Annotated in this window: 22 protein-coding genes and 1 pseudogene; 12 read left to right on the forward strand and 11 right to left on the reverse strand. The window is 68.9% G+C overall.

Annotation, left to right across the window (positions count from 1 at the left end):
• Positions 1-243 precede the first annotated feature (243 nt).
• From I2501_RS26810 to I2501_RS26835, 6 genes are all read left to right on the forward strand, one after another.
• Positions 244-738, forward strand: coding sequence for a hypothetical protein (locus I2501_RS26810; RefSeq protein ID WP_196196793.1), 495 nt, complete (start codon positions 244-246; stop codon positions 736-738).
• Between the two features lie 121 nt (positions 739-859).
• Entirely contained in the window at positions 860-2,461 is a 1,602-nt protein-coding gene (gene metG / locus I2501_RS26815; RefSeq protein ID WP_196196794.1) for a methionine--tRNA ligase, read from the forward strand.
• Positions 2,462-2,639: 178 nt separating this feature from the next.
• The gene (locus tag I2501_RS26820; protein ID WP_196196795.1) at positions 2,640-3,518 is read left to right on the forward strand and encodes a TatD family hydrolase; all 879 of its coding nucleotides are present in this window, start codon (positions 2,640-2,642) and stop codon (positions 3,516-3,518) included.
• A 121-nt stretch (positions 3,519-3,639) separates the two neighbouring features.
• Positions 3,640-4,386: a transglycosylase family protein gene (locus I2501_RS40745; RefSeq protein ID WP_328806657.1), complete on the forward strand. Its 747-nt coding sequence runs from the start codon at positions 3,640-3,642 to the stop codon at positions 4,384-4,386.
• Positions 4,387-4,577: 191 nt separating this feature from the next.
• Positions 4,578-5,453, forward strand: coding sequence for a 16S rRNA (adenine(1518)-N(6)/adenine(1519)-N(6))-dimethyltransferase RsmA (gene rsmA / locus I2501_RS26830; protein WP_236047287.1), 876 nt, complete (start codon positions 4,578-4,580; stop codon positions 5,451-5,453).
• Positions 5,454-5,562: 109 nt separating this feature from the next.
• Positions 5,563-6,543 carry a 4-(cytidine 5'-diphospho)-2-C-methyl-D-erythritol kinase gene (locus I2501_RS26835; protein WP_196196797.1) on the forward strand — a complete coding sequence of 327 codons (981 nt, stop codon included), beginning with the start codon at positions 5,563-5,565 and terminating at the stop codon, positions 6,541-6,543.
• Positions 6,544-6,554: 11 nt separating this feature from the next.
• On the opposite strand, the gene I2501_RS26840 is transcribed toward I2501_RS26835, so the two are convergent.
• From I2501_RS26840 to I2501_RS26850, 3 genes and pseudogenes are all read right to left on the reverse strand, one after another.
• On the reverse strand, positions 6,555-7,289 hold the full coding sequence (locus tag I2501_RS26840) for an SDR family NAD(P)-dependent oxidoreductase (protein ID WP_196196798.1): 735 nt from the start codon (positions 7,287-7,289) through the stop codon (positions 6,555-6,557).
• Positions 7,290-7,342: 53 nt separating this feature from the next.
• Positions 7,343-7,918, reverse strand: a complete 576-nt coding sequence (locus tag I2501_RS26845) for a Uma2 family endonuclease (RefSeq protein ID WP_328806658.1) — start codon at positions 7,916-7,918, stop codon at positions 7,343-7,345.
• Between the two features lie 88 nt (positions 7,919-8,006).
• Positions 8,007-8,198: pseudogene (locus tag I2501_RS26850) on the reverse strand (Uma2 family endonuclease); the annotation flags it as partial.
• Positions 8,199-8,409: 211 nt separating this feature from the next.
• On the opposite strand from I2501_RS26850, the gene I2501_RS26855 reads away from it, so the two are divergent.
• Positions 8,410-10,194, forward strand: coding sequence for an ABC-F family ATP-binding cassette domain-containing protein (locus I2501_RS26855; protein WP_196196800.1), 1,785 nt, complete (start codon positions 8,410-8,412; stop codon positions 10,192-10,194).
• Positions 10,195-10,478: 284 nt separating this feature from the next.
• On the opposite strand, the gene I2501_RS26860 is transcribed toward I2501_RS26855, so the two are convergent.
• From I2501_RS26860 to I2501_RS26885, 7 genes are all read right to left on the reverse strand, one after another.
• A complete protein-coding gene (locus tag I2501_RS26860; protein ID WP_196196801.1) occupies positions 10,479-11,012 on the reverse strand; it encodes a hypothetical protein in 534 nt (177 codons plus the stop codon).
• Positions 11,013-11,241: 229 nt separating this feature from the next.
• Complete coding sequence (locus tag I2501_RS26865) at positions 11,242-11,982, reverse strand: hypothetical protein (RefSeq protein ID WP_196196802.1); 741 nt, start codon at positions 11,980-11,982, stop codon at positions 11,242-11,244.
• On the reverse strand, positions 11,982-12,302 hold the full coding sequence (locus I2501_RS26870; protein ID WP_196196803.1) for a type VII secretion target: 321 nt from the start codon (positions 12,300-12,302) through the stop codon (positions 11,982-11,984). Before I2501_RS26870 ends, I2501_RS26865 begins: the two co-directional genes overlap by 1 nt.
• Positions 12,303-12,341: 39 nt before the next feature.
• A complete protein-coding gene (locus I2501_RS26875) occupies positions 12,342-13,064 on the reverse strand; it encodes a hypothetical protein (protein ID WP_196196804.1) in 723 nt (240 codons plus the stop codon).
• A gap of 41 nt (positions 13,065-13,105) precedes the next feature.
• Positions 13,106-13,495 carry a hypothetical protein gene (locus tag I2501_RS26880; protein ID WP_196196805.1) on the reverse strand — a complete coding sequence of 130 codons (390 nt, stop codon included), beginning with the start codon at positions 13,493-13,495 and terminating at the stop codon, positions 13,106-13,108.
• A 548-nt stretch (positions 13,496-14,043) separates the two neighbouring features.
• Positions 14,044-14,178 carry a hypothetical protein gene (locus tag I2501_RS40350; protein ID WP_268926987.1) on the reverse strand — a complete coding sequence of 45 codons (135 nt, stop codon included), beginning with the start codon at positions 14,176-14,178 and terminating at the stop codon, positions 14,044-14,046.
• A 66-nt stretch (positions 14,179-14,244) separates the two neighbouring features.
• Entirely contained in the window at positions 14,245-14,427 is a 183-nt protein-coding gene (locus I2501_RS26885; RefSeq protein ID WP_196196806.1) for a hypothetical protein, read from the reverse strand.
• 504 nt (positions 14,428-14,931) lie between these two features.
• Between I2501_RS26885 and I2501_RS26890 the strand changes: the two genes are divergently transcribed.
• Together I2501_RS26890 and I2501_RS26895 are read left to right on the forward strand one after the other, a co-directional pair.
• Positions 14,932-16,797: an ArnT family glycosyltransferase gene (locus tag I2501_RS26890; RefSeq protein ID WP_196196807.1), complete on the forward strand. Its 1,866-nt coding sequence runs from the start codon at positions 14,932-14,934 to the stop codon at positions 16,795-16,797.
• Positions 16,798-16,901: 104 nt separating this feature from the next.
• On the forward strand, positions 16,902-17,108 hold the full coding sequence (locus tag I2501_RS26895; protein WP_196196808.1) for a hypothetical protein: 207 nt from the start codon (positions 16,902-16,904) through the stop codon (positions 17,106-17,108).
• Between the two features lie 50 nt (positions 17,109-17,158).
• Here I2501_RS26895 and I2501_RS26900 read toward each other — a convergent pair whose 3' ends face one another.
• Complete coding sequence (locus tag I2501_RS26900; RefSeq protein ID WP_196196809.1) at positions 17,159-17,521, reverse strand: hypothetical protein; 363 nt, start codon at positions 17,519-17,521, stop codon at positions 17,159-17,161.
• A gap of 209 nt (positions 17,522-17,730) precedes the next feature.
• Between I2501_RS26900 and I2501_RS26905 the strand changes: the two genes are divergently transcribed.
• The 3 genes from I2501_RS26905 (at position 17,731) to I2501_RS26915 (ending at position 20,974) form a co-directional block, all read left to right on the forward strand.
• A complete protein-coding gene (locus tag I2501_RS26905; RefSeq protein WP_196196810.1) occupies positions 17,731-18,783 on the forward strand; it encodes a hypothetical protein in 1,053 nt (350 codons plus the stop codon).
• Between the two features lie 210 nt (positions 18,784-18,993).
• Entirely contained in the window at positions 18,994-20,076 is a 1,083-nt protein-coding gene (locus I2501_RS26910; RefSeq protein ID WP_196196811.1) for a hypothetical protein, read from the forward strand.
• 238 nt (positions 20,077-20,314) lie between these two features.
• On the forward strand, positions 20,315-20,974 hold the full coding sequence (locus tag I2501_RS26915; protein ID WP_196196812.1) for a hypothetical protein: 660 nt from the start codon (positions 20,315-20,317) through the stop codon (positions 20,972-20,974).
• The last annotated feature ends 57 nt before the right edge of the window (positions 20,975-21,031 follow it).

A 21,031-nucleotide genomic window follows, 5' to 3' on the forward strand; every position in this document is an offset into this window, starting at 1 on the left:
GCGGCTCAGGCTGTGGCGTCCCCGCTTACGTCCGGAGTGAAAGGGGCGTACGGTGTCGGAATAGGCAAATAACGGCTAAAGAAACGCCCCGGAATCCATCTGTGCAGATCCCGGCCGCGTCAAGAAGAACCAACTCTCCCCAAAGAATTCGCGCCACCGTGATCGACGGCATTTCTCCGGGAAACCATGGGACGAGAAAGTCCCGGCCGGGGCGAGGGCTCCGGCGGGCACCGGGAGCACGTGATGAGCGAAACCTCCGCGCCGAGCAGCCGACCGCCCATGGAGACGGCCCATGAGGCCTACTCCTTCGCCTGTCTGAACTGCGGCTACGGCTGGGAACAGGCGTACGAGATCGAGCATGCGGTCGACGTCAACGGTCGGATGGTCTATCGCTACCGGGCCAACGGCGTGCCGGTCCCGTCCCCGCTGACCCACCCGTCCTGCCCCGGCTGCGGCGGCGAGCACGTCCGCATCATGGCCGCCGGCCGGGTGGCCTCGGCCGTCGCCAGCTGGAGCGCGGCCCAGGCCGCGGCCCCCGCGACTCCGCGTCCGCCGCGCGAGCCGCGCCACCCGCGGGCCGCCGCGAAGGCGACGAGCGGGGAGAAGGCGGCGGAGGTGAATGCGGAGGGGAACGCGGAGGGCGTCGAGGGGCCCACCCCGCTCGCGCCGGCGGAGCCCCGTCCGAGGCGCCGGCTGCACCTCCCGTTCCACTGGCACCTGCGCCGTCGCCACGGGTGAACGCGGCTCAGCAGGGCTGAGCAGGCTGATTCCGGGTCGCTCCCGCCCCTCCCGCTGAGCGTCCCTCTCAAGGGCTGATCACGCGGACGAGGGGCAGGGCCCGGCCCGATACCATTACGGCATGACCGCCGTCCAGAATCCCGGTAAGAGCTACTACGTCTCGACGCCGATCTACTACGTCAACGACCGCCCGCACCTGGGCCACGCCTACACCACCGTCGCAGGCGACGTGCTGACCCGCTGGCACCGCCAGCGCGGCGAGCAGGTGTGGTACCTCACCGGCACGGACGAGCACGGTCAGAAGATCATGCGCACCGCCGAGGCCAACGGCGTCACTCCGCAGGAGTGGTGCGACAAGCTGGTCGAGGAGGCCTGGAAGCCGCTCTGGGAGCACCTGGAGATCGCCAACGACGACTTCATCCGCACCACCGAGGACCGCCACACGGCCCGGGTGCAGGAGTTCGTCCAGGACCTCTACGACAAGGGCGAGATCTACCAGGGCGGTTACGAGGGCCCGTACTGCGTCGGCTGCGAGGAGTACAAGGCTCCGGGTGAACTCCTGGACGGCGAGGGCGAGTTCGCCGGCCAGAAGCTCTGCCCGATCCACAAGAAGCCCGTGGAGATGCTGAAGGAGGAGAACTACTTCTTCAAGCTCTCCGAGTACGGCCCGAAGCTGCTGGAGTTCTACGCGGCCAACCCGGGCTTCATCCAGCCCGAGTCCGCACGCAACGAGGTCGTCCGCTTCGTCGAGCAGGGCCTCCAGGACCTCTCCATCTCCCGCTCCACCTTCGACTGGGGCGTCCAGATCCCCTGGGACCCGAAGCACGTCATCTACGTGTGGGTCGACGCCCTGCTCAACTACGCCACGGCCGTCGGCTACGGCTCCGACCAGGCGAAGTTCGACGCGACCTTCCCGGCCGACGTGCACCTGGTCGGAAAGGACATCCTCCGCTTCCACGCGGTGATCTGGCCCGCCATGCTGATGGCCAACGGCCTGCCGCTGCCCAAGCGCGTGGTCGCCAACGGCTGGCTGATGGTCGGCGGCGAGAAGATGAGCAAGTCGAACCTGACCGGCATCGCGCCGCAGGACCTGACCAAGCACTTCGGCGTGGACGCCTACCGCTACTACTTCCTGCGCGCGATCCCGTTCGGCACGGACGGCTCGTTCTCGTGGGAGGACTTCTCCGCCCGCTACACCTCCGAGCTGGCCAACGACTTCGGCAACCTCGCCTCGCGCGTCGCGGCGATGGTCGGCAAGTACTTCGGCGGCGTCCTGCCCGAGGCGACCGCGTCCGGCCCGGCCGAGGCCGCGCTGGTGGAGGGCCTGGCCAAGGCCGTCGCCGAGGCGGACGACAAGATCGGCGAGAAGCTGGACTTCGCGGGCGGCATCGGCGCGATCTTCGACTTCGTCAAGCAGGTCAACGGCTACCTCACCGAGCAGGAGCCGTGGAAGGTCGCCAAGGACGAGTCGCCCGAGGGCCAGGCCCGCCTCGCCACGATCCTCTACGCGGCGGCGGAGTCGCTCCGGGCGCTGGCCGTCCTGCTGAACCCGGTCATGCCGCGGGTCGCCGGCCTGCTCTGGGACTCCCTCGGCGCGGAGAGCGTGCTGGGCGCGCTCGGCGCGCAGCGGGTGGACGAGGCCGCGCGCTGGGGCACGCTCCCGGCGGGGGTGACCGTCACCAAGGGCGAGATCCTCTTCCCGCGCCTCGAAGACAAGAAGTAGTTGCACCGTCCAGGGGCGCGGGGAACTGCGCGAGCAACCACCCTGTGGGGATGGGCCTGCTCGTTCGGCGACACACCACATTGAGTGGCTTGTCGCGCCCGCGCGGCGGAGCCGCATATCAGTAGAGCCCCGCGCCCCTGGCTGATTGCAACGTCCCCCGTCTTGAAAGGATCTCCCCGTGGCCCGCTCGAAGAGCGAAGACCGCACGCCGCCGCCGGTGCCCGACGCGCTCCGGGTCGCGGTCGCAGACTCGCACACGCACCTGGACATGCAGGACGCGACGCCGGAGGAGATCCTCGCCAAGGCCGCGTCCGTCGGCGTCACCACCGTCGTACAGGTCGGGTGTGACATCCCGGGGTCGCGCTGGGCCGCCGAGCTCGCGGAGAAGCACGAGAACGTCCACGCGACCGTGTCCCTGCACCCCAACGAGGCCCCGCGGATCGTCCTCGGTGACCCGGACGGGTGGAGCGGACAGAAGCGCGGACCCGGCGGCATGGCCGCGTTGGACGCGGCGATCGAGGAGATCGACGCGCTGGCCGCGCTGCCGCACGTGCGCGGTGTGGGGGAGACCGGGCTGGACTACTTCCGGACCGGGCCCGAGGGCGTCGAGGTGCAGCAGGAGTCGTTCCGACGTCACATCGCCCTGGCGAAGAGGCACGGCAAGGCCCTGGTCATCCACGACCGGGACGCGCACGAGGACGTGCTGCGCATCCTGGTCGAGGAGGGCGCGCCGGAGCGGACCGTCTTCCACTGCTACTCGGGCGACGAGGAGATGGCCAAGGTCTGCGCGGAGGCCGGCTACTACCTCTCCTTCGCCGGGCCGGTCACCTTCCCGGCCAACAAGCACCTGCGCGCCGCGCTCGCGGTCACCCCGCTGGACCGGATTCTGGTCGAGACCGACGCGCCCTTCCTCACCCCCGCGCCGTTCCGTGGGCGGCCGAACGCGCCGTACCTGATCCCGGTGACGCTGCGGGCGATGGCCGAGGTCAGGGGCATCGGCGAGGACGAGATGGCCGCCGCCGTCGACGCCAACACAGCGCGCGCCTTCGACTACTGAGCTCGACGCTGAGCTCGACTGCTGAGCTCGACGTTGAGTTCGGCCTCCGAGCAGGCGAGCGAACGCGTCGCCACCCGACCGGCCCAGTGACCGCCGTCGCGACGCGCTCGTTGGGCAACCCGTGAACAAGCCCTCGACCGGTGCCCACGCGGCTGCCCATTCGGCTGTCCGTTCGCCGCGCGCGCTGCCGCAGGCGCTGATTCTCGCCCTCCTGGTGGGCGGGACCGGCGCGTTCCTCGCGGAGCAGCCGCCGCACGCGGGTGACGCCGACCGTGTCAGCGAGGCCGCGGACACGACGCCGGACACGGTGGCGGACCCGGTTCCCACCCAGCAGCTGGGTCCTGGCACCGTGATGCCGACCGCGCCCGCCGACACCCCACTGCTGCGCGAGCTGCTCGCCCCGCACCACGTCAACGAGCCTGCCGCCGCGTCGGACGCGTCGGACGCCTCGACCCGGGCGCACCGCGCCCGGCACGCCCGGCCGCACCGCCGCTCGATGGACCCCTTCGGTGCGGAGTCGGCCGCGGAGTCCGCTGCGGAGTCCGCGGCGCAGAACTCCTGGGGCGAGGAGTCCACACCGCGCGGACGCCATCGCGGGCGGTCCGAGGAGGACATCCCGTTCACCGGCGGGGGGTTGAACTGGGCGGCGCTGGCGCGGTGCGAGTCCGGCGGCAACGCGCACGTCACCGACGCGAGCGGCCGCTACGGCGGGCTCTACCAGTTCGACGCCCACACCTGGCACAGCCTCGGTGGCCACGGCCTGCCCCAGGACGCCTCCCCGTCGGAACAGACCACCCGCGCCCGCGCCCTCTACCGCGAACGCGGCATCTCGCCCTGGCCCACCTGCGGCCGCCGCGCCGAGCGCTGATCCCTTCGCTCCGCACGTCCCTCCGCACGTCCCTCGGCGCGCGGCGCGCGGCGCGGCACCGCCGCGACTCCGACCCAGCGCTGAGCGTGTCCTCCGGCCCGTATCCTTGCCGGGTGAGCACCACCGATCCCGAATCCGCCGAGTCCGCTGCCGAGTCCTCCGGCGCGTCGGCGCCCGCCGCCGACTCCGCGTTGCTGGGCCCCGCCGACGTCCGTGAGCTGGCCGGAGCGCTCGGCGTGCGGCCGACCAAGCAGCGCGGGCAGAACTTCGTCATCGACGCCAACACCGTGCGCCGCATCGTCCGGGCCGCCGAGGTGGGGCCCAAGGACGTCGTGGTGGAGGTCGGGCCCGGGCTCGGGTCGCTGACGCTCGGGCTGCTGGAGGTGGCCGACCGGGTGACGGCCGTCGAGATCGACCCGCTGCTCGCCCAGCATCTGCCCGCCACCATCGCCGCCCGGATGCCGGAGCGCGCGGACCGCTTCGCGCTGGTGCACGCGGACGCGATGACCGTGACCGAGCTGCCCGGCCCCGCGCCGACCGCGCTGGTCGCCAACCTCCCTTACAACGTCGCGGTTCCGGTGCTGCTGCACATGCTGGAGACCTTCCCGAGCATCGAGCGCACCCTCGTCATGGTGCAGTCGGAGGTCGCGGACCGGCTCGCCGCGCAGCCCGGCAACAAGGTCTACGGCGTCCCGTCGGTCAAGGCCCAGTGGTACGCGCGCGTCAAGCGCGCCGGGGCGATCGGGCGGAACGTCTTCTGGCCCGCGCCGAACGTCGACTCCGGGCTGGTCTCGCTGATCCGCCGCGACGAGCCGGTGAAGACCAGCGCCGCGCGCGAGGACGTCTTCGCGGTCGTCGACGCGGCCTTCGCGCAGCGCCGGAAGACGCTGCGCGCCGCGCTCGCCGGGTGGGCGGGCAGCCCGGCCGCCGCCGAGGCCGCGCTGAGTGCGGCCGGCGTCGACCACCGGCTGCGCGGCGAGGCGCTGACGGTGGAACAGTTCGTGGCGATCGCCGAGCACAAGCCGGAACCGGCAGCGAAGCCCGCCTCCGAACACCCGCCGCTGTAGCGGTCACGCCCGCTGTGGCGGTCACCCGGCCGGTCACCTCAGCCACCCCGTCACCCCGGATCCCCCTCGTTCCGATGTCCACCTGATGAGCGCCAGGAGTTCCTCCGCCATGACCGCCGCCGATCACCACGCCGACGCAGGCATCGACGCAGGCACTGCCGCCCCCGTCACCGTCCGCGTGCCTGCCAAGGTCAACGTGCAGCTCGCGGTGGGCGGGCGACGGGCCGACGGGTTCCACGCGCTGGCCACGGTCTTCTTCGCGGTCGGCCTCTTCGACGAGGTCACCGCCCGCCCGGGCGAGCCGGGTGAAGGCGTGACGATCACCGTCGAGGGTCCGGACGCCGGCGTCGTGCCGACCGACGGCACCAACCTCGCCGCCCGCGCGGCGCAGGCGCTGGCCACGCACCACGGCGTCGCGGCGGACGTGCGGCTGCACATCGCCAAGGACATCCCGGTCGCGGGCGGCATGGCCGGCGGCAGCGCGGACGGCGCGGCGGCGCTGCTGGCCTGCGACGCGCTGTGGGGGCTCGACACCCCGCGCGAGACGCTGTTCGCGCTGGCCGCTGAGCTCGGCAGCGACGTGCCGTTCTCGCTGCACGGCGGGGTCGCCCTCGGCGAGGGACGCGGCGAGCAGCTGACGCCGGTGCCGACGCAGGGCGCGTTCCACTGGGTCTTCGCCGTCGCCGACGGCGGCCTCTCCACGCCCGCCGTCTACGGGGAGTGTGACCGCCTGCGCGAGCTGGCCGGTGGCCCGGGCGGAGCGGACGAGTCCCACGTGCCGACCCCCGCCGCGGACCGCGCCCTGCTGGACGCCCTGGCCACCGGCGACCCCGCCGCGCTGGGCGCGGCACTCAGCAACGACCTTCAGGCGGCGGCTCTTTCGCTCCGTCCCTCGCTCGCGGACACTCTCCGCGCCGGCACGGACGCGGGCGCGATCGGCGCCCTCGTCTCCGGCTCCGGCCCGACCTGCGCCTTCCTGACCAAGGACGCGTCGGACGCCGCCGCTGTCGCCAGCGCCCTTGCCGCGTCCGGCACCTGTCGCAACGTCAGGACTGCGGTCGGGCCCGTTCCCGGAGCACAGCTGAGCTGACGTCACGTCAACTAGCGTGTCGTGAAGGCCCCGCCGTTGACGTGCAGCGTCTGCCCGGTGATGTGGCGGGCGCCCGGGGAGGCGAGGAAGTGGATCGTCTCCGCGACGTCGGCGGGCGTGCCCGGACGGCCGTTGTGGGTCTCGGCGACCAGCGCGGCGTGGCGCTCCGGCGTCATCGCGCCCTGGAAGAACTCGGTGTCGGCGATGTAGCCGCAGGAGACCACGTTGGCGGTGACCCCGCGCGGGCCCAACTCCGCTGAGAGAAACCCGTTCCAGGCCTGCAACGCCGCCTTCGCCGCGCCGTAGGAGCCGCCGCGCCGCTCGGCGCCGATGGTGCCGATGCTGATCACCGTGCTCCCGGCCACGAGTTGGTCCTTCAACGCGTCCGTGGTGAGCACGGCGGTCATCACGTTGAGCCGGTACATCGCCTCCCACTGCTCCAGCAGCCCGCCGCCCTCCGGCGTCGACGCGAGCCCGCCCGCCGCGTTCACCAGCACGTCGACCCGCTCGCCGCCCTGCTCGCCGGTCTGCTCGCGGACCTGCTCCGCGAGCCGGGCGACGGCCGCCGGGTCGGTGCCGTCGCACACCACGCCGGTGACCCCGAGCTCGGCGGCGACCTCGTCCAGCCGCTCCTTGCGACGCCCGGTCACGAACACCCGCGTCCCGTCGCCCTCCGCCACGAACCGGGCAGCCACCGCCCGGCCGATCCCACTGCTTCCGCCCGTCACCACGACTGTGCGCGCCATCGCTTCGCGTCCCCTCCCCGTCAGCCTGAGGCCTTCGAGCTTTCGATCAAGCCTCAGCGTGCGAGATCCGCCACGTCGACGCTGATCTTGAAGGGAACCGGCAGGTCCAGGCGTTCACGGTGGACTCCGGTGGCGACGTACGCGCGAGTGGTGTCGTCCAGTTCGTAGGTGTGGACGGCCGGGCTGCCGCTCTCGTCCTCGATGCGCCAGAAGTGCCGGATGCCGGCATCGGCGTAAAGCACGGGCTTGTACCGGCGATCCCGGTCCTCCGACTCAGCGGAGACGACCTCGACGACGAGCGCCACCTCCTCCGGCAGGAATCGCGTGCGGTCCGGGGTGTAAGGCACGGAGGCGGCGATGACATCGGGCTCAGGCCTGCTGCGCCGGTTCAGCTTGATCGTCATCTGCGCCTCGACGGTCCAGCCCGACGGGATGGTTCCCTCCAAGGCCGCTGTGAGCCGACGGATCACCCGGTCATGCCAACTGCGCTGGGGTGACATGTTGAAGACCAGAGCTCCGTCCAGCAGCTCGATGTGGCGGGGCGCGTCGGGTGGGAGCAGATCGAGGTCATCTGCCTCCCAGCCGCTCTCGCGGGGGGGATACATCCATGCCGGCAGTGCGGTACTCAAGGCACGCTCCATCCGTCGACAGCCTTCCGACCCAGCATGTCACGACGGTGGGCACGGACGGCGCTCACCGAGCGACATCACTGAACGCTCAGTCGCGCGGGAACTGGTCCGTCGTGAGGACGAGGCCGACGACCGTCCCGGTCAGGTCGACCGGGTCGCCGAAGTCGAGCGTCAGCTCGTTCCGGTACTCGCCGTCCTTGGGCAGCGTGAACACGTGGCACTGGGCCGTGTACGGGTCGACGATCAGGTAGACCGGCCCCTTCGCGAGCGCGTAGACGGACCCTGTCGTCGTGAAGTGCGATGGTCACCGTGGCGCTCCTCCCCGCTGCCGCGTGGACGCGGACAGTCGCCTTGTCCAACGATACGCACGGTGCCAGGGCACGCCACGAACAACCGCGCGGACGGGGGTGGCGCGGGGCGACTAGGCTGGGACGTCGGTCATCCGTCGTAGTCATCCGAAGTACGCGTAGTCGCTCAGGAGCGCAGCATTCGTGGCAGTCAACCTCGTCACCGTCGAAGGTGTCAGCAAGATCTTCGGCACCCGAGCCGTGCTCGACGGCGTGTCCGTCGGCGTCAGCGAGGGTGACCGGATCGGCGTCGTCGGCCGCAACGGCGACGGGAAGACGACGCTGACGCAGATCATGGCCAAGAGCGAGGAGCCGGACGGCGGCCGCGTCACGCACGTGACCGGCCTGCGCATCGGCGTGCTGGCCCAGGGCGACGCGCTGGACCCGAAGGCCACCATCCGCCACGAGGTCGTCGGCGACAAGGCCGACCACCAGTGGGCGGGCGACGCCAAGATCCGCGACGTGCTCACCGGCCTCTTCGACGGCCTGGACCTCTCCGGCTTCCCGCAGGGCCTCGACACCGTCATCGGCCCGCTCTCCGGTGGCGAGCGCCGCCGCATCGCGCTCGCGAAGCTGCTGATCGAGGACCACGACCTGCTCGTCCTCGACGAGCCCACCAACCACCTCGACGTCGAGGGCATCGCCTGGCTCGCCCGCCACCTGCAGGAGCGCCGCACCGCGCTCGTCGTCGTCACCCACGACCGCTGGTTCCTCGACCAGGTCTGCACCCGCATGTGGGACGTCCAGTCCGGCGCCGTCCACGAGTACGAGGGCGGCTACTCCGACTACGTCTTCGCCCGCGCCGAGCGCGCCCGCATCGCGGCGACGGAGGAGACCAAGCGGCAGAACCTGGTCCGCAAGGAGCTCGCCTGGCTCCGCCGCGGCGCGCCCGCCCGCACCTCCAAGCCGCGGTTCCGCGTCGAGGCGGCCAACGAGCTGATCGCGGACGTGCCGCCGCCGCGCGACAAGGTCGAGCTGATGGGGTTCGCCAACTCGCGGCTCGGCAAGACCGTCTTCGACCTGGAGGACGTGACCGTCAAGGCCGGTGACAAGCTGCTGCTGGAACGTCTCTCCTGGCAGCTCGGCCCGGGCGACCGCATCGGCCTGGTCGGCGTCAACGGCGCGGGCAAGACCTCGCTGATGCGCGCGATGCAGACGGCGTGGGCGAGCGACGGCGAGAAGCAGCCGGCGAGCGGCAAGGTCGTCGTCGGCAAGACCGTCAAGCTCGCCTACCTGTCCCAGGAGGTCGCCGAACTCCCGGGCACGCTGCGCGTGTTGGAGGCGGTCGAGCAGATCCGCGGCCGCGTCGACCTCGGCAAGGGCCGGGAGATGTCGGCAAGTCAGCTGTGCGAGACCTTCGGGTTCACCAAGGAGAAGCAGTGGACGCCGGTCAGCGACCTGTCGGGTGGTGAGCGCCGTCGGCTGCAGCTGCTGCGTCTGCTGATGGACGAGCCGAACGTCCTGTTCATGGACGAGCCGACCAACGACCTCGACATCGAGACCCTCAACCAGTTGGAGGACCTCCTCGACGGCTGGCCCGGCTCGCTCGTCGTGATCTCCCACGACCGCTTTTTCATCGAGCGGACCACGGACACTGTCTGGGCACTGCTCGGCGACCGCCGCCTGCGGATGCTCCCGCGCGGCATCGACGAGTACCTGGAACGCCGCGCCGCCCTGGTCGAGGCCACGGCCCCGGCCCCGGCCCCGAAGAAGACCGGCGGCGACACGCGCGTGGCGAAGAAGGAACTCCAGCGGATCGAGCGTCAGCTCTCGAAGCTGGAGGAGAAGGAGACCAAGCTCCACGCCCAGATGGCCGAGCACGCCGCCGACTTCGGCAAGATTGCGGAGCTGGACGCGCAGTTGCGGGCCGTGAAGGACGAGCGCGACGAGCTGGAGATGCAGTGGCTGGAGCTCGCCGAGGACGCGTGAGCGTCCCCGGCGGGTCTAGGGGTGGGAGGCTCCAGTCAAGCCGGGCGGGCAGAGCCGCGCGCCGCCGTTGAGATGCCAGGCTACGGGTGCTGGGTAGGCGGCATCGGCTGCGGAGTTGCGCATCTTCCCGGCCCGTCGGCGTGCTGCTGGCTCATCCACCGGTGTGAAGACCGTCGTTGGGATGAGACCGGCCGTCCACGGCTGGGAAAAATCCACGACAGGCACGAGATGGGGTTCGCGGTGGCAGGGCCTCTCTGCCAGGTGCCCCTTTCAACCGGGTGGACTCATCGATGCTCATCCGGGTAGGCGATGGTGCCCGGTGGAGGCGGGGGAGGAGGCAACGGGGGGAGTGGGGCCAGGTGACCCCGACCTACCTTGCTCGTCCATGGAAGGTTGAGCGTGCGGATGAACTGCTCGTCGTCGTAGCGGAGCGACGCCTCGACCTCGGGAGTGATGATGAGTCGCGTCGCGGGGTGCCAGCCGGGAGGGCAGAAGCCCATGCCGCCGTCCAGGTGCCAGACGACTGGCGGTCGGTAGATAGGATCGCCAGCGGGGTTGCGCATCCATTCAGCGCGTCGTCGCGCACCGGGCTCGTCGTTGCGCGTGAAGATCAGCTCGTAACCCACAAGGTAGTTCTCATAGCGCCCGGTTGTGATCACAGGCTGCTCGGCTTCGCTGTAGATATACCCGTAAAGACGCCCGAGCCAGACGGCGAGCGAGAACGGCCGTGGCGCGGAGCTGATACGCGCGGAGAATCTGGCGTTCGGTGCCAGGGACAGCATCTGCACAGCGAACTCGTTCAGGGTTGTTTCTCGCATGCCGTCACTGTCCGTCTGAGTGTGTGCTGGTGTCCGAGGTAAGGCGTTGCGTCGGGGCCTCGACTAACGCCTCGAGCACCTGCACTTCTGGACAGCCGACGCCCTCACCGCCTGATTGCGGTGAGGGCTCGCTGTTTGCTGTGGGCGCGTGAATAGGGCACAGGCAATCAATACCCATGAGCCAGGACGCTGTTTGCGAAGCAACGACAGAGCTGAGGAGTTGCTTCGGTCAAGTTCCGGCGATTGCAACGGGCCAGTGACCCAGCGGGAAGGCCGTGCTGCCGACCGCCGTTCCGTGCAGTGCCCCCATTTCGTTGGCCTCAGCCCCGAGCACGGTGAGCAGCCCGGCCACTGCGGCGCCGATCAGCCCGGTATTCACACCAGCTTCCTCAACCACGATAAGGAGACCAGCCCAGGAGAAGACAGCCGTTCCAAGGGCGATGATCGCCGTCGCCAGCGCGCCGATGAACTTAACCACGATCGCACCGAGGGCGATGTAGAAGGCCAGACCTGCGCCGGCGCAGACATAGAGCGCGGTAGATGTCGAGTCGGCCATGGTGCCAATTGAGGCTGCAGCGGTGGATTGAGGGGTGATCTCGTTGCCATACGCGGTCGCGGCGTCTCCTTGCCAACTGCCGGTAGCACCGAGAACGCTGGGCTGAATGTTGCCCGAGACCGAGTTGGCAATGCCTTTGATGCTCTCCCACTGGTATCCGTGGATGAACATGTAGACTGGTGCCACAGCCCCCTCGAGGAGCTCCTTGATGTTCTTGAGGAGCCATTCGCCCAGCTCAATGAGCTTATTGCCGCACCATACGATTGCTTCGGCCACCGGCTCGGGGATCCACCAGCGGTTCGCCGCGGCACTGGTCTTGCCAGGCACTGTGGCGAGCTTTGCGGACAGATCTCCTAGGCCAGAAGTCAGGTCGTTGACGACGGACTTGTACTGAGCCTCGCTGAAAGCTGCCATTAGTTCATCCCCGAGCCGATGTTCCGGAACGATGCGACGTGGCTCTGTTCCTGGTGTTCATAGTTGGCGGCAACCTGTCGAAGTCCACCTGCGATATCGTTCATCGCCTTCTGTCCTTCCTGCGAACGCTCTTGGACGGCCTGAATGACTTCGACATACGGGCTGACTGCCAACTGGAAGATTCCTGCCTGGACGCGGTCCATCTTGAGCTCGTTTACTCTGCTCACGACGGCGCCCATCTGCTCTGCCTGCTGTTCCCAGGCATTCGCATCCGTGCGCAGGTCGTCCGTCGTGACCTGGTAGCCGTTGTTGCCTGCCACCACAGTCCCCCTCTTCTCATCCGTGGAACTGGAAGTCCCTCAGGAACCTTCGGCCAGGCGACTGCGGTCGCTGAGTAGAGCTAGTGCTTCACGTAGCAACCGGTCTGCGCCCGCGGCTGGCGCGCTGGCCTCCGCCTCCGTGAGTGCCAGCCGTGCAGAGTCGAAAGCAGAGTTGAGCGCCTGCGAAATTGCCGTCGACGTGCGCCCAGCCGCCCAGCGCTCGTTGACCTCGCAAGAGGCTAGACCACTCTTCGTGATTACTACTTCGACTCCACCTCCTCCGCCCTGGCCACGGCCCTCCAACGGAGTTGAGAGACTGGACGACACCCGCTCCAGGCTGGTCATCACTTCCTCCGCAAGCTCCCCGAGCGGCCTTGGCCTTACCTGGGACAGGTCCAACATGGCGTCTGCGGTCTCGAAATGAGTCTCCTCGGTGGGGGCAGACTGTACGTCCCCGACCCGCTCCTTCCAGTTGCTTGCGCCGAAGTCCTGCGCCCAGGCCTGGAGTCGCTTCATGGCGGCCGCTTGGGCGGCCTCGAGCACAGCGGCCCCCAGCTGTCCCGCTCCCAGCCGACGCTCCCAGTCGGTGGCTAGCTGGACCTGCTGGGGGACATCACCCTGGCCCGAGAAGACGCGGACAGCGCCGCTCTGGTCGGAACCCTCACAGGACTCCGGCACCGCGGACTTGGCGGCAGCGAGCACGCTGTTGAGCTGCGTGACGTGGGACATCATCCGGCGGAAGTCGTCGGGAAGATCAGCCATGGACTCTCCAATACACCTGAGTCATGTCATCGAGGACGTGACTACTTCGTCTCCCAGAGGGACTTGGCGATGACGCCTAGGGGCAGCGCAGCAAGGGGGATCAAGAGATACCCGACGCCTGCGGTGGACGAAGTGAAGGCTGTGAGTACTAGAGAGCCTGCCACCACGGCGCCGAGTATCCCGAGAAGGGTGCGCCAAGCTTGGGAGACGCGGAACCTTGCCAGGGCTACAGCGCAAGTCAAGGGAACCGCGACCAACGCAATCAGCAGCAAGGTGACCGCGTACCTGGTCGGAACGGCTCCATGTTGAATGGACGCTGAGTTCTGATGCCAAATCAGCAGGGCCAGTGCAAGGCCGATTTCAGCAATGAGTCCGGCGACGATCAGCAGAGTGCTGTCGATGCCGCGCTTGTTCTTCGATGATGCAGGCAAGTCTTCCAGCCCCCGCTGTTGCCTCTTGTTCGTCAGCGGGCGATTGTAGCAGAAGGGTTCGACCGGAGGTCGTCTGGACGGTCAGACCCTGGGCTGCAGGCCAGGGGGCGCACGGCAGTAGGACGAAGTGGAAACCGTGGTGCATTGGAGGCTTCCAGCCATGGCCATGGGATGCATCTGCCAACAAGCGCTTTCATTTGTGCAGAACATGGGAGTTCTTAGTGTGCGCATCAGGGAGTAGCTGCGGACTCCAAGGCTGACAGCAGGTCAGCAAGTTGTACCGAACGGGACTTTAAGCGGGTCGGCCCGAGGCTGCTCTATGCCGAGGCGAACGCCCGTCGACCTGGCGTTGCACGTCCTGAAAGAAGTCATTCAGGTGCCAAAGTCAGCCTGCCCCGTGAGCTCTACGCCCACTGAACCAAGCTCCACCGCTGAGATCGGCGCGGCGTCAGCCATTGTCGGCATCAGGTCACACGAGCGCGTACCCGCCGAGCGCAACCAGCGCAACCAGGACGATCAGAGCGAGACCCGGCCCGTACGCGCGGGCCCTACGTTCCATGCTGGGGGAACTTGACGAGCAGGATCACCCCAGGCGCCAGGAACACGAGCGAGGCAAGGAAGCCCAGCGTGGACACGAACCCATGCCAGGTCGCCGGGTGATTGGGGTTGATCGTGTCGATCACCAGGAGCAGTCCCTGTCGCATGCCATAGCTGGTTGCCAGCTGCGTTGAGCTTCGGATCCTGACCGTCTAGCGTCGCTGCGGCTTCCCCTGAGGCGCCCCGTCGCAGATGCCGAGCAGCCCGATGGCCTCGGCGCTGCCCGCGAACGACCCCACCTGCCCGTTGAGCGCGGACGCCTCGCCGTCGTACATCCCGGCAAGGCCCAGGAGGGCCTCCGGATTCACTTCGTACTGCTGCTGCTGGATGAGCAACTGCGTTTCCCCGTTCTCATTCCCCACGTTCCGCGTCCGCAGATGCCGGCGCGGTTGAGTGCGGAACACGATAACGGTGGCACCCGGCACGCCATCGACCACCCCGAGGGCGGCGACATCGTTACAGGTCGGGCGGCGGGACGAGGTGTGCGTTCGGGGCCATCCGGTCGGTCGTCGCGTCAGTGTGGGCACTCCAGCGCAGAGGGGCGGACGCCGGCTCAGCCGGTGACGTCGCGTCTGGACAGTACGTGCGCGTCGAGGAAGACGCGTTCGGAAGCCCGACCATGCGTGAACGCTCGATGGCTTCGGAACGCCATGTGCGTCTCATTATGGTGAGAATCTGGAAAGGAGTCGGCTAATTATCGCTGTCTGACCTGCAATTGGCCTCGGTTCATCCGAAATCCCGACCATGGCGGTGTCTGTCAGGTTGCTGTGCAGACCGCAGAATGGGCTGTGCGCCGAAATGGTCGGCGTAACCGTGGCCCCTGGCGGAAGTGAACCTGCATGCCTGACTCGACCACCGAGGTGCCGGAACTCGTGCAGTCGATCACCCGCCCACGCACGCCCGCCCGGATCGAAAGCTTCGGCGAACTCGGGAGAGGCGGCAGGCTCGGGAGTCTCGGCAAGCTCCGGAATCTTGGCAGGTCCGACCGGCCGGTGGCCCGGCAGCGGTTCTTCTGGGCGGCCGTGATCCTCGCGGTCTACCTCGTCGAGGTCGCCTTCCGGCTGTACTTGGTCCGGGGCGAGGTCGCGCCGAGTGTGGGCCCGGACGAGGAGGCGTACCTGGTCGTCGCCCGCGTTCTGGCGGGCGGATCGGTCACCGCCAGCCCTGCGGGGGTGGTGGTCCCCGGGGGCTACCCGCTGCTCATCGCACCCGCGTTGGCGATCGCGGGCAATCCGGTCACGGCCTACCGGCTGGTGCTGGTCACCAATGCGCTGCTCAGCGCGCTGATCGTGCCGCTCGCGTTTGTGGCGCTGCGGCGGATGCGGATCGGGCGTCGGTCGTCGCTGGCGGTCGCGGGGACGGTCGGACTGCTGCCGCCGGTGGTCTTCTACTCGCAGTTCGCGATGACCGAGTCGGTCCTGCCATCCGTTGTGCTGGCCTGGTTGCTTTGCCTGCACGGACTGCTGACTGATCATCAGAAGCGCCAGGATGACCGGACTCAACTTCGCGCACGGTACGGCGTGGGCTTCGGACTCGCGGCGGGCTACGCGATGTCGGTGCACGACCGCGGCGTGGTGCTGGTTGTGGTCAGCATCGGGGTGCTCCTGGTCGCCCTGGTCCGCCGCTGGGTGCCGTCGCGGGCCGCGCTTGCCGCGGGTGTCGCGCTGGCCGTCGCGGTCCTGGGCGCGGAACTGCTCGCCGCCTACCTGCAGCAACGGTTCTCCGACACCCCTCCGGCGACCGTGGGGCAGTTCGCGCTGAACGGCTTGCTCAACACCTCGCTGCTGGGCCGGAGCACCGGCCGGGTGCTCGGCCAGATCTGGTACCTCATCACGTCGACGTGGGGCATCGGCGCCCTCGGCGCAGCGCTCTGCGCGGCCGTTGCGGTGCGCCGCCGGGCGACCCCGGCCGACCGCGTCGTCAGCGCCGTCCTGCTGATCACCGTGGTGCTGGTGGCGGGTGCGGCTGCCACGGCCCTGCCCGAGGACCACCGGCTCGACGACAACGTCTACGCCCGCTATCTCTCGGTCTTCGCCCCGGCGCTGTTCGTGGTCGGCGTCGCCGCCCTGTACCGCCTCCGGCGCACGGCGCTGCTCCGGTACGCGGCGGGCGCGCTCGCACTGATCGGGGTGTGCGGCGGAGGCGTGTTCCTGCTTGCGGGGACGCGGCTGCGACACGACCTGTTCGTGCTGTGGGGCCTGCCGGACTCCTCCTTCCTCGCGGGCGACTACCAGACGTTTCACCTGGTGCGGACGACACTTGCGGCGGTCGCTGTGTTCGCTGTGTGCGTGGCGGCCACCGCTCTGCTCGGTCGGCGACGAGGTGTCCGCTCCGCCGTGGTCCTCCTCGCCGGGTTCGCCGTGGCCGCGACGACGGTGATCACCGTGGAGATCTCCGAGCCGCAGCAGGTACCGCGCTGGCTGTCGATGGGATTCACCCGCGCTGCCGGCCTGCACAGCGGCGACAGGGTCGCCATGAGCTACAGCCTGCCGTGGGTCCTGAAGTGCGAGCAGCCCTTCGAGCTCTACCAGGAGCGCATGTGGATCCTCGACTTCCGCCGGGCCCCGGTCCCGCCGACGGCGGACGTCGCCGTACTGCCCGCCCGACGTGGAGCCCCGGCCACGTCGAGCTGGCCCCACGTCCCGCACGGCTGGCACGTGGCCAAGGTGGACCGGGGCGAGGGCTTCGTCGTCTGGCGACGCTGACGCGGACCCGAACCCGAACCCACGGTTTCGCCGGCCCCGACCGGCAGTTGCCGGCCATCCCGTCAGGCGTACGTCGACAACCAGATTGCGAAGGGCAGATGGGAATGAACGACAGCCAGGCCGGACCGAAGGGACCCGACCAGCGGCTTCGGTGCTGTATCTGCGGCCAGCAGACCGAGAGCGCCGACGACTACGTGGTGCTGGAGCTGTCGTCCGAGGAGAGCAACGCGCGGCAGTACTTCGGCGCCCATGCAGAGCACCTCAACTCCGTCCTGGCGCAGGGGTTCAACGTGGAAGTCCACCTCATGTGAATCCGGTCCGACGTGGTCGCCTCACGTGGTCGCCTCACCGCCTCGCTGCCTCACGCCGGGTCGACCGGCCTGACGAGCCGCAGCGGAGAGCTGCGTTCGGGGCGCTCGGGCTGCTCGGGAGGCTCGGGCGCGAACTCGCCCAGTTCCAAGGCAGCTTCGCGCCACCTCGCGGCCAGGCTCAGCAAGTGTTCGCTGTCGTCGGCGAATTGGAAGCCCAGGGGTGGGGCACCTGGGACGGTCGGCTGAAGGATCGCGGCAGCGAACCGAATCGCGTGCAGCGCCGAGGTGATGTGGGAGTCCACCCTGTTGCCTTCCGTGCGCCGGACCACGTCGAGACGGTCGGCCACGGTCAGGATGGTGTCGAGCGCATCCCTGCAGGCTTCCTGGCGAATGGTCTCTCTGTCGTCGTCCATGTGGGACTCTCCTGTGCCAGTTTGATTGAGCGTCAACTTCGCGATTCCACCGCAACGCCAGGGCACCATACTGACGTTCGATCACAATGTATGCAGAAAAAGTGATTGGTGCCCGCCCGGGGTGGTAGCGTCATTAGTCCACCAACCGAATAGATGACCCCGGCGGTGCTGTAACACCCCGGGGTCCGGCACCAGGAGCAGAACCTCCCGTGCGTATTCATCGTACCCGCTGGAAGAGCGGTTTCACTGTCCTGCCCAACTTCCTGTTGCAGGACCGACGATTGTCGTACCTGGCCAAGGGCATCCTGGTCGACCTTCTGTCCCGCCCGGACGGGTGGCGGGAGGACGGCCGGCACATCGCCGACTCCAGCCCGACGGGACGCGGCGCGGTCGCGCGGGCGCTGCGCGAGCTCGCGCGCTTCGGGTACTACCGCGTCGAGAAGGTCCGCCAATCGGACGGAACGATCATCAGTGAGGCCCACGTCTTCGACACACCCCAGGTTCCGGTGCCGAGCGACGGCCGGACGTTGAGCCGCGGGAAGCCGGTTGCCGGGAAGTCGGGATCCGGTGAACTGCGCACCGGCCGCGCAGCCGCCCTTTCAAAGGACGGAGACAAAGGACCGGGAGAAAACCCTCCCTCCCTCCCGGCCCTCCATGACGAGGCGCCCGCCGCGACAACTGCGCCTGCCGCGCCCGCTACCTCCGTGGCCGTAGCCGAGGCCGAGGTCACGCCGGTGGTGCGGGAGGCGGTCTCCCTGCTGTTCCGCGTCCTGCGGTCGGAGCCGCGCCTGCGCGTGGGTGAGCCGGAGGCCCTGGCCCTCGCGCCGCTGGTCGCCGAGTGGTTGGTGCGCGGCGCGACCGAACGCGACCTCGCCGATGCGCTGTTGCCGGACCTGCCCACGCCTCTCCACGCCCCGGCCAAGCTCCTCCGCAACCGCCTCACCCGCAAGCGCCCGCCCACGCCCGGCTTCGCCGTCCCGGCACAAGGACAACCGCCCACGTGCGGCACGTGCGCCGCCCCGACCCCGCGGCCGGGGATCTGCCGCTCCTGCGCAGGGCTGGGCCCACGTACACCCGTCGGCGGCATCGACCCGGCGATCGGCCCATCCGTCACCGCCCGTGGCATCGCCCGTGTCCGAGCCGCCCTCCGCAGCGCCCGGCCCACCGCCGTGGCCGGGACCTGCGCATACGGGAGAGGGGCACTCACGCCTGCGCGAGCATGCGGATCAACGGTCGGCGTCGCAGCCGCGGCCGCTCTCTGAAGAAATTCACAACACGGTTGTGGTGAACCATATTTGATATGCCATCACTTCAGATGTGATGACATTAGGGAGTTTCGGCCCTGTCGTTTTCCTCAGCCGACCGTGGGTACGCGGTCCCCGACCGTTGGAGTCCCGTCCGACTCCGACTGCCGCACGATGCCCGTCCGGATCGCGTCCCTGGCCTCTAGGGCCCCTCGGAGGAGACGGAACATGCTCATTCGCCGCATCATCGGAGCCCTCGCGGCGGCGCTCGCCATGACGCTGCTCGCGGCTGTCGGGGCGTGGGCGGCCGAGCCTCCGAGTGCCTTCGGTATCGGCTCTACGTCCGGGATCGTCGACCGGGCCGACCAGGCAGACAACGAAGTATGGTTCGCCGCCCAGGATCCGAACAGTCGCGCGAAGCTGCTCCTGAGCTACAACACCACCCCGGCGCTGGGATCACCGGTCCCCGCGATCGTCGTGGTCGGGTCGGTGCCGCCGGACGACCAGGCCCTGCAGGGCTCCAACGGCTGGTTCGAAGAGCCCGTTCCGGTTCCCCTGGGCTACTCCGTCTCGGACAACCCGCCGTCGATCGTCTCGCCCGAGGGGTCGGTCGTCTACGACCCGGCACGCCACGCCTACCACCTCCAGCTGAACATCAGCCTCGGCGCCGCCGCTGACCTGTGGTTCTCCGGCCCGGTCGGCGGCCTGACCGACCCGACGATGTGGGACGGGCAGACCTCGTTCTGGAACCAGTCGCTCGGCACCGGCACGGTCAACGGCTGGATCATCTTCCCCGGCGAGACGGCGAAGACCGCCGTCACGAACTGGGGAGCGGAGCAGGAGACGCAGTCCGGCAGCTTCGAACTCGGCGCGCCGCCGATCGTGCCGGCCCCGCACAACGGCTACTACTACGCCCAGTCGGTCAACGCCGACGGCTCCGCCACCACCTTCTACGTCTTCCCGGAGCTTGACGGCTCGATCAGGGGGATCCTCACGCGGACCACCGCGAGCGGCCAGGTCTTCGAGTGCGAGCCCAGCGGGCCGGGCCAAGCGACGGCGTCCGACTGGTACACCGACCCGGGCGGCGTCAGCTACCCGCTCTCCCTCTCCGCCCACTGCGCCGACATCCGCACCGGCCAGCAACTGACCGGGAGTTGGACTACCACGCCGACCCAGAGCAACGCCTACTACGTGGACGTTCTCCTCGGCGGCTTCGCAGCGGTCCAGAGCGTCGCCTCCTCGCCGGGCGCGAAGGCGGCCTGGATCCAGCACGTCGCCGACGACGGCCACTTCGGCCCGAACTTCAGCTGAGGGTGCGTCGCGCCGGTGCCGACGGAGCGAACACGCCAGGAAGCACCTCCTTGGATGTTCGACAAGTCCGGGAACATGACACCGGCAGCTCAGAAGCAGTTTCCGGACCTCAATGGAACTCCGGCGGCGATGACTACCAGGACTATGCGGGAACCCAGGCACAGGACAGCTACACGGTCGGGGCTTCGAGTGACAGCAGGACGGAGGAGTAGAGAGGTTGAGGAAGGAGATATCCCGAATGCGCAGATCCATGGTGCTGTCCGCGATTGCTGTGGTAGCCGTTGGCGCGGTCGTCGGACTGTGGTGGAAGCCCTGGCAGTCGACGATCGTCAAGCTTCCCCAGAGCGCCTGTTGGGGCATTCTCGATCAGAGCGACATCCGTCCTGTGGTAGGAATAAGCGGTGAGGTCACCGCCGTGACTACCGGCCCCCTGGTGCCGCCTCCATTGAAGTACGCGAATCGCCAAACGCTAGGTCCGGACGAGTGCGATATCAGGTGGAACGGAGCCGTGGTTGCCGAGGCCGACGTCTCGGGTGCCAGCAGCGATGCCCTCAGCGTTGCCGCGTCCGGTGACACCTTGCTGCCCCTGGCTCCTGGAGTGGTGATGACTCCCTATGCGGTCGTACCGAAAATCTACTTCCGTTGTACTGGAATCCAGGGTGGATGGACGTACGGCGTAGTGAGCGCGCAATCTATGAACGGTGGCGTCGACCCGAACGGCTCGATGTCAGCGGCTGCACTCAACGGGTTCGCGAACATCGCCCTGAAGCTGGCGAAGGTCGCGGCGGCGGAGATTCCCTGCACCAACCACTTGGACTTCCCGTCCGCAGTGCCCACACTGAAGCCCCAGGCGCACTACCGATTCCCAATGAAGGTGTCAAGCCCGATTAGTGACTGACTGTGAGCGTGTCAGCTCAGTCTGATGGGGTTGCCTGGCGGGGTGATCTCGAAGGTA

Origin of the sequence: Streptacidiphilus fuscans (assembly GCF_015690355.1) — a bacterium.
Classification (GTDB): domain Bacteria; phylum Actinomycetota; class Actinomycetes; order Streptomycetales; family Streptomycetaceae; genus Streptacidiphilus; species Streptacidiphilus fuscans.

Bases quoted from the DNA above. Each gene is read 5' to 3' on its own strand.
- I2501_RS26910 (WP_196196811.1), top strand. From the start codon at position 18,994: ATGCTCATTCGCCGCATCATCGGAGCCCTCGCGGCGGCGCTCGCCATG.
- I2501_RS26890 (WP_196196807.1), top strand. From the start codon at position 14,932: ATGCCTGACTCGACCACCGAGGTGCCGGAACTCGTGCAGTCGATCACC.
- I2501_RS26865 (WP_196196802.1), bottom strand. From the start codon at position 11,982: ATGGCAGCTTTCAGCGAGGCTCAGTACAAGTCCGTCGTCAACGACCTG.
- metG (WP_196196794.1), top strand. From the start codon at position 860: ATGACCGCCGTCCAGAATCCCGGTAAGAGCTACTACGTCTCGACGCCG.
- I2501_RS26900 (WP_196196809.1), bottom strand. From the start codon at position 17,521: ATGGACGACGACAGAGAGACCATTCGCCAGGAAGCCTGCAGGGATGCG.
- I2501_RS26875 (WP_196196804.1), bottom strand. From the start codon at position 13,064: ATGGCTGATCTTCCCGACGACTTCCGCCGGATGATGTCCCACGTCACG.
- I2501_RS26840 (WP_196196798.1), bottom strand. From the start codon at position 7,289: ATGGCGCGCACAGTCGTGGTGACGGGCGGAAGCAGTGGGATCGGCCGG.
- I2501_RS26860 (WP_196196801.1), bottom strand. From the start codon at position 11,012: ATGCGAGAAACAACCCTGAACGAGTTCGCTGTGCAGATGCTGTCCCTG.
- I2501_RS26915 (WP_196196812.1), top strand. From the start codon at position 20,315: ATGCGCAGATCCATGGTGCTGTCCGCGATTGCTGTGGTAGCCGTTGGC.
- I2501_RS26895 (WP_196196808.1), top strand. From the start codon at position 16,902: ATGAACGACAGCCAGGCCGGACCGAAGGGACCCGACCAGCGGCTTCGG.
- I2501_RS26810 (WP_196196793.1), top strand. From the start codon at position 244: ATGAGCGAAACCTCCGCGCCGAGCAGCCGACCGCCCATGGAGACGGCC.
- I2501_RS26835 (WP_196196797.1), top strand. From the start codon at position 5,563: ATGACCGCCGCCGATCACCACGCCGACGCAGGCATCGACGCAGGCACT.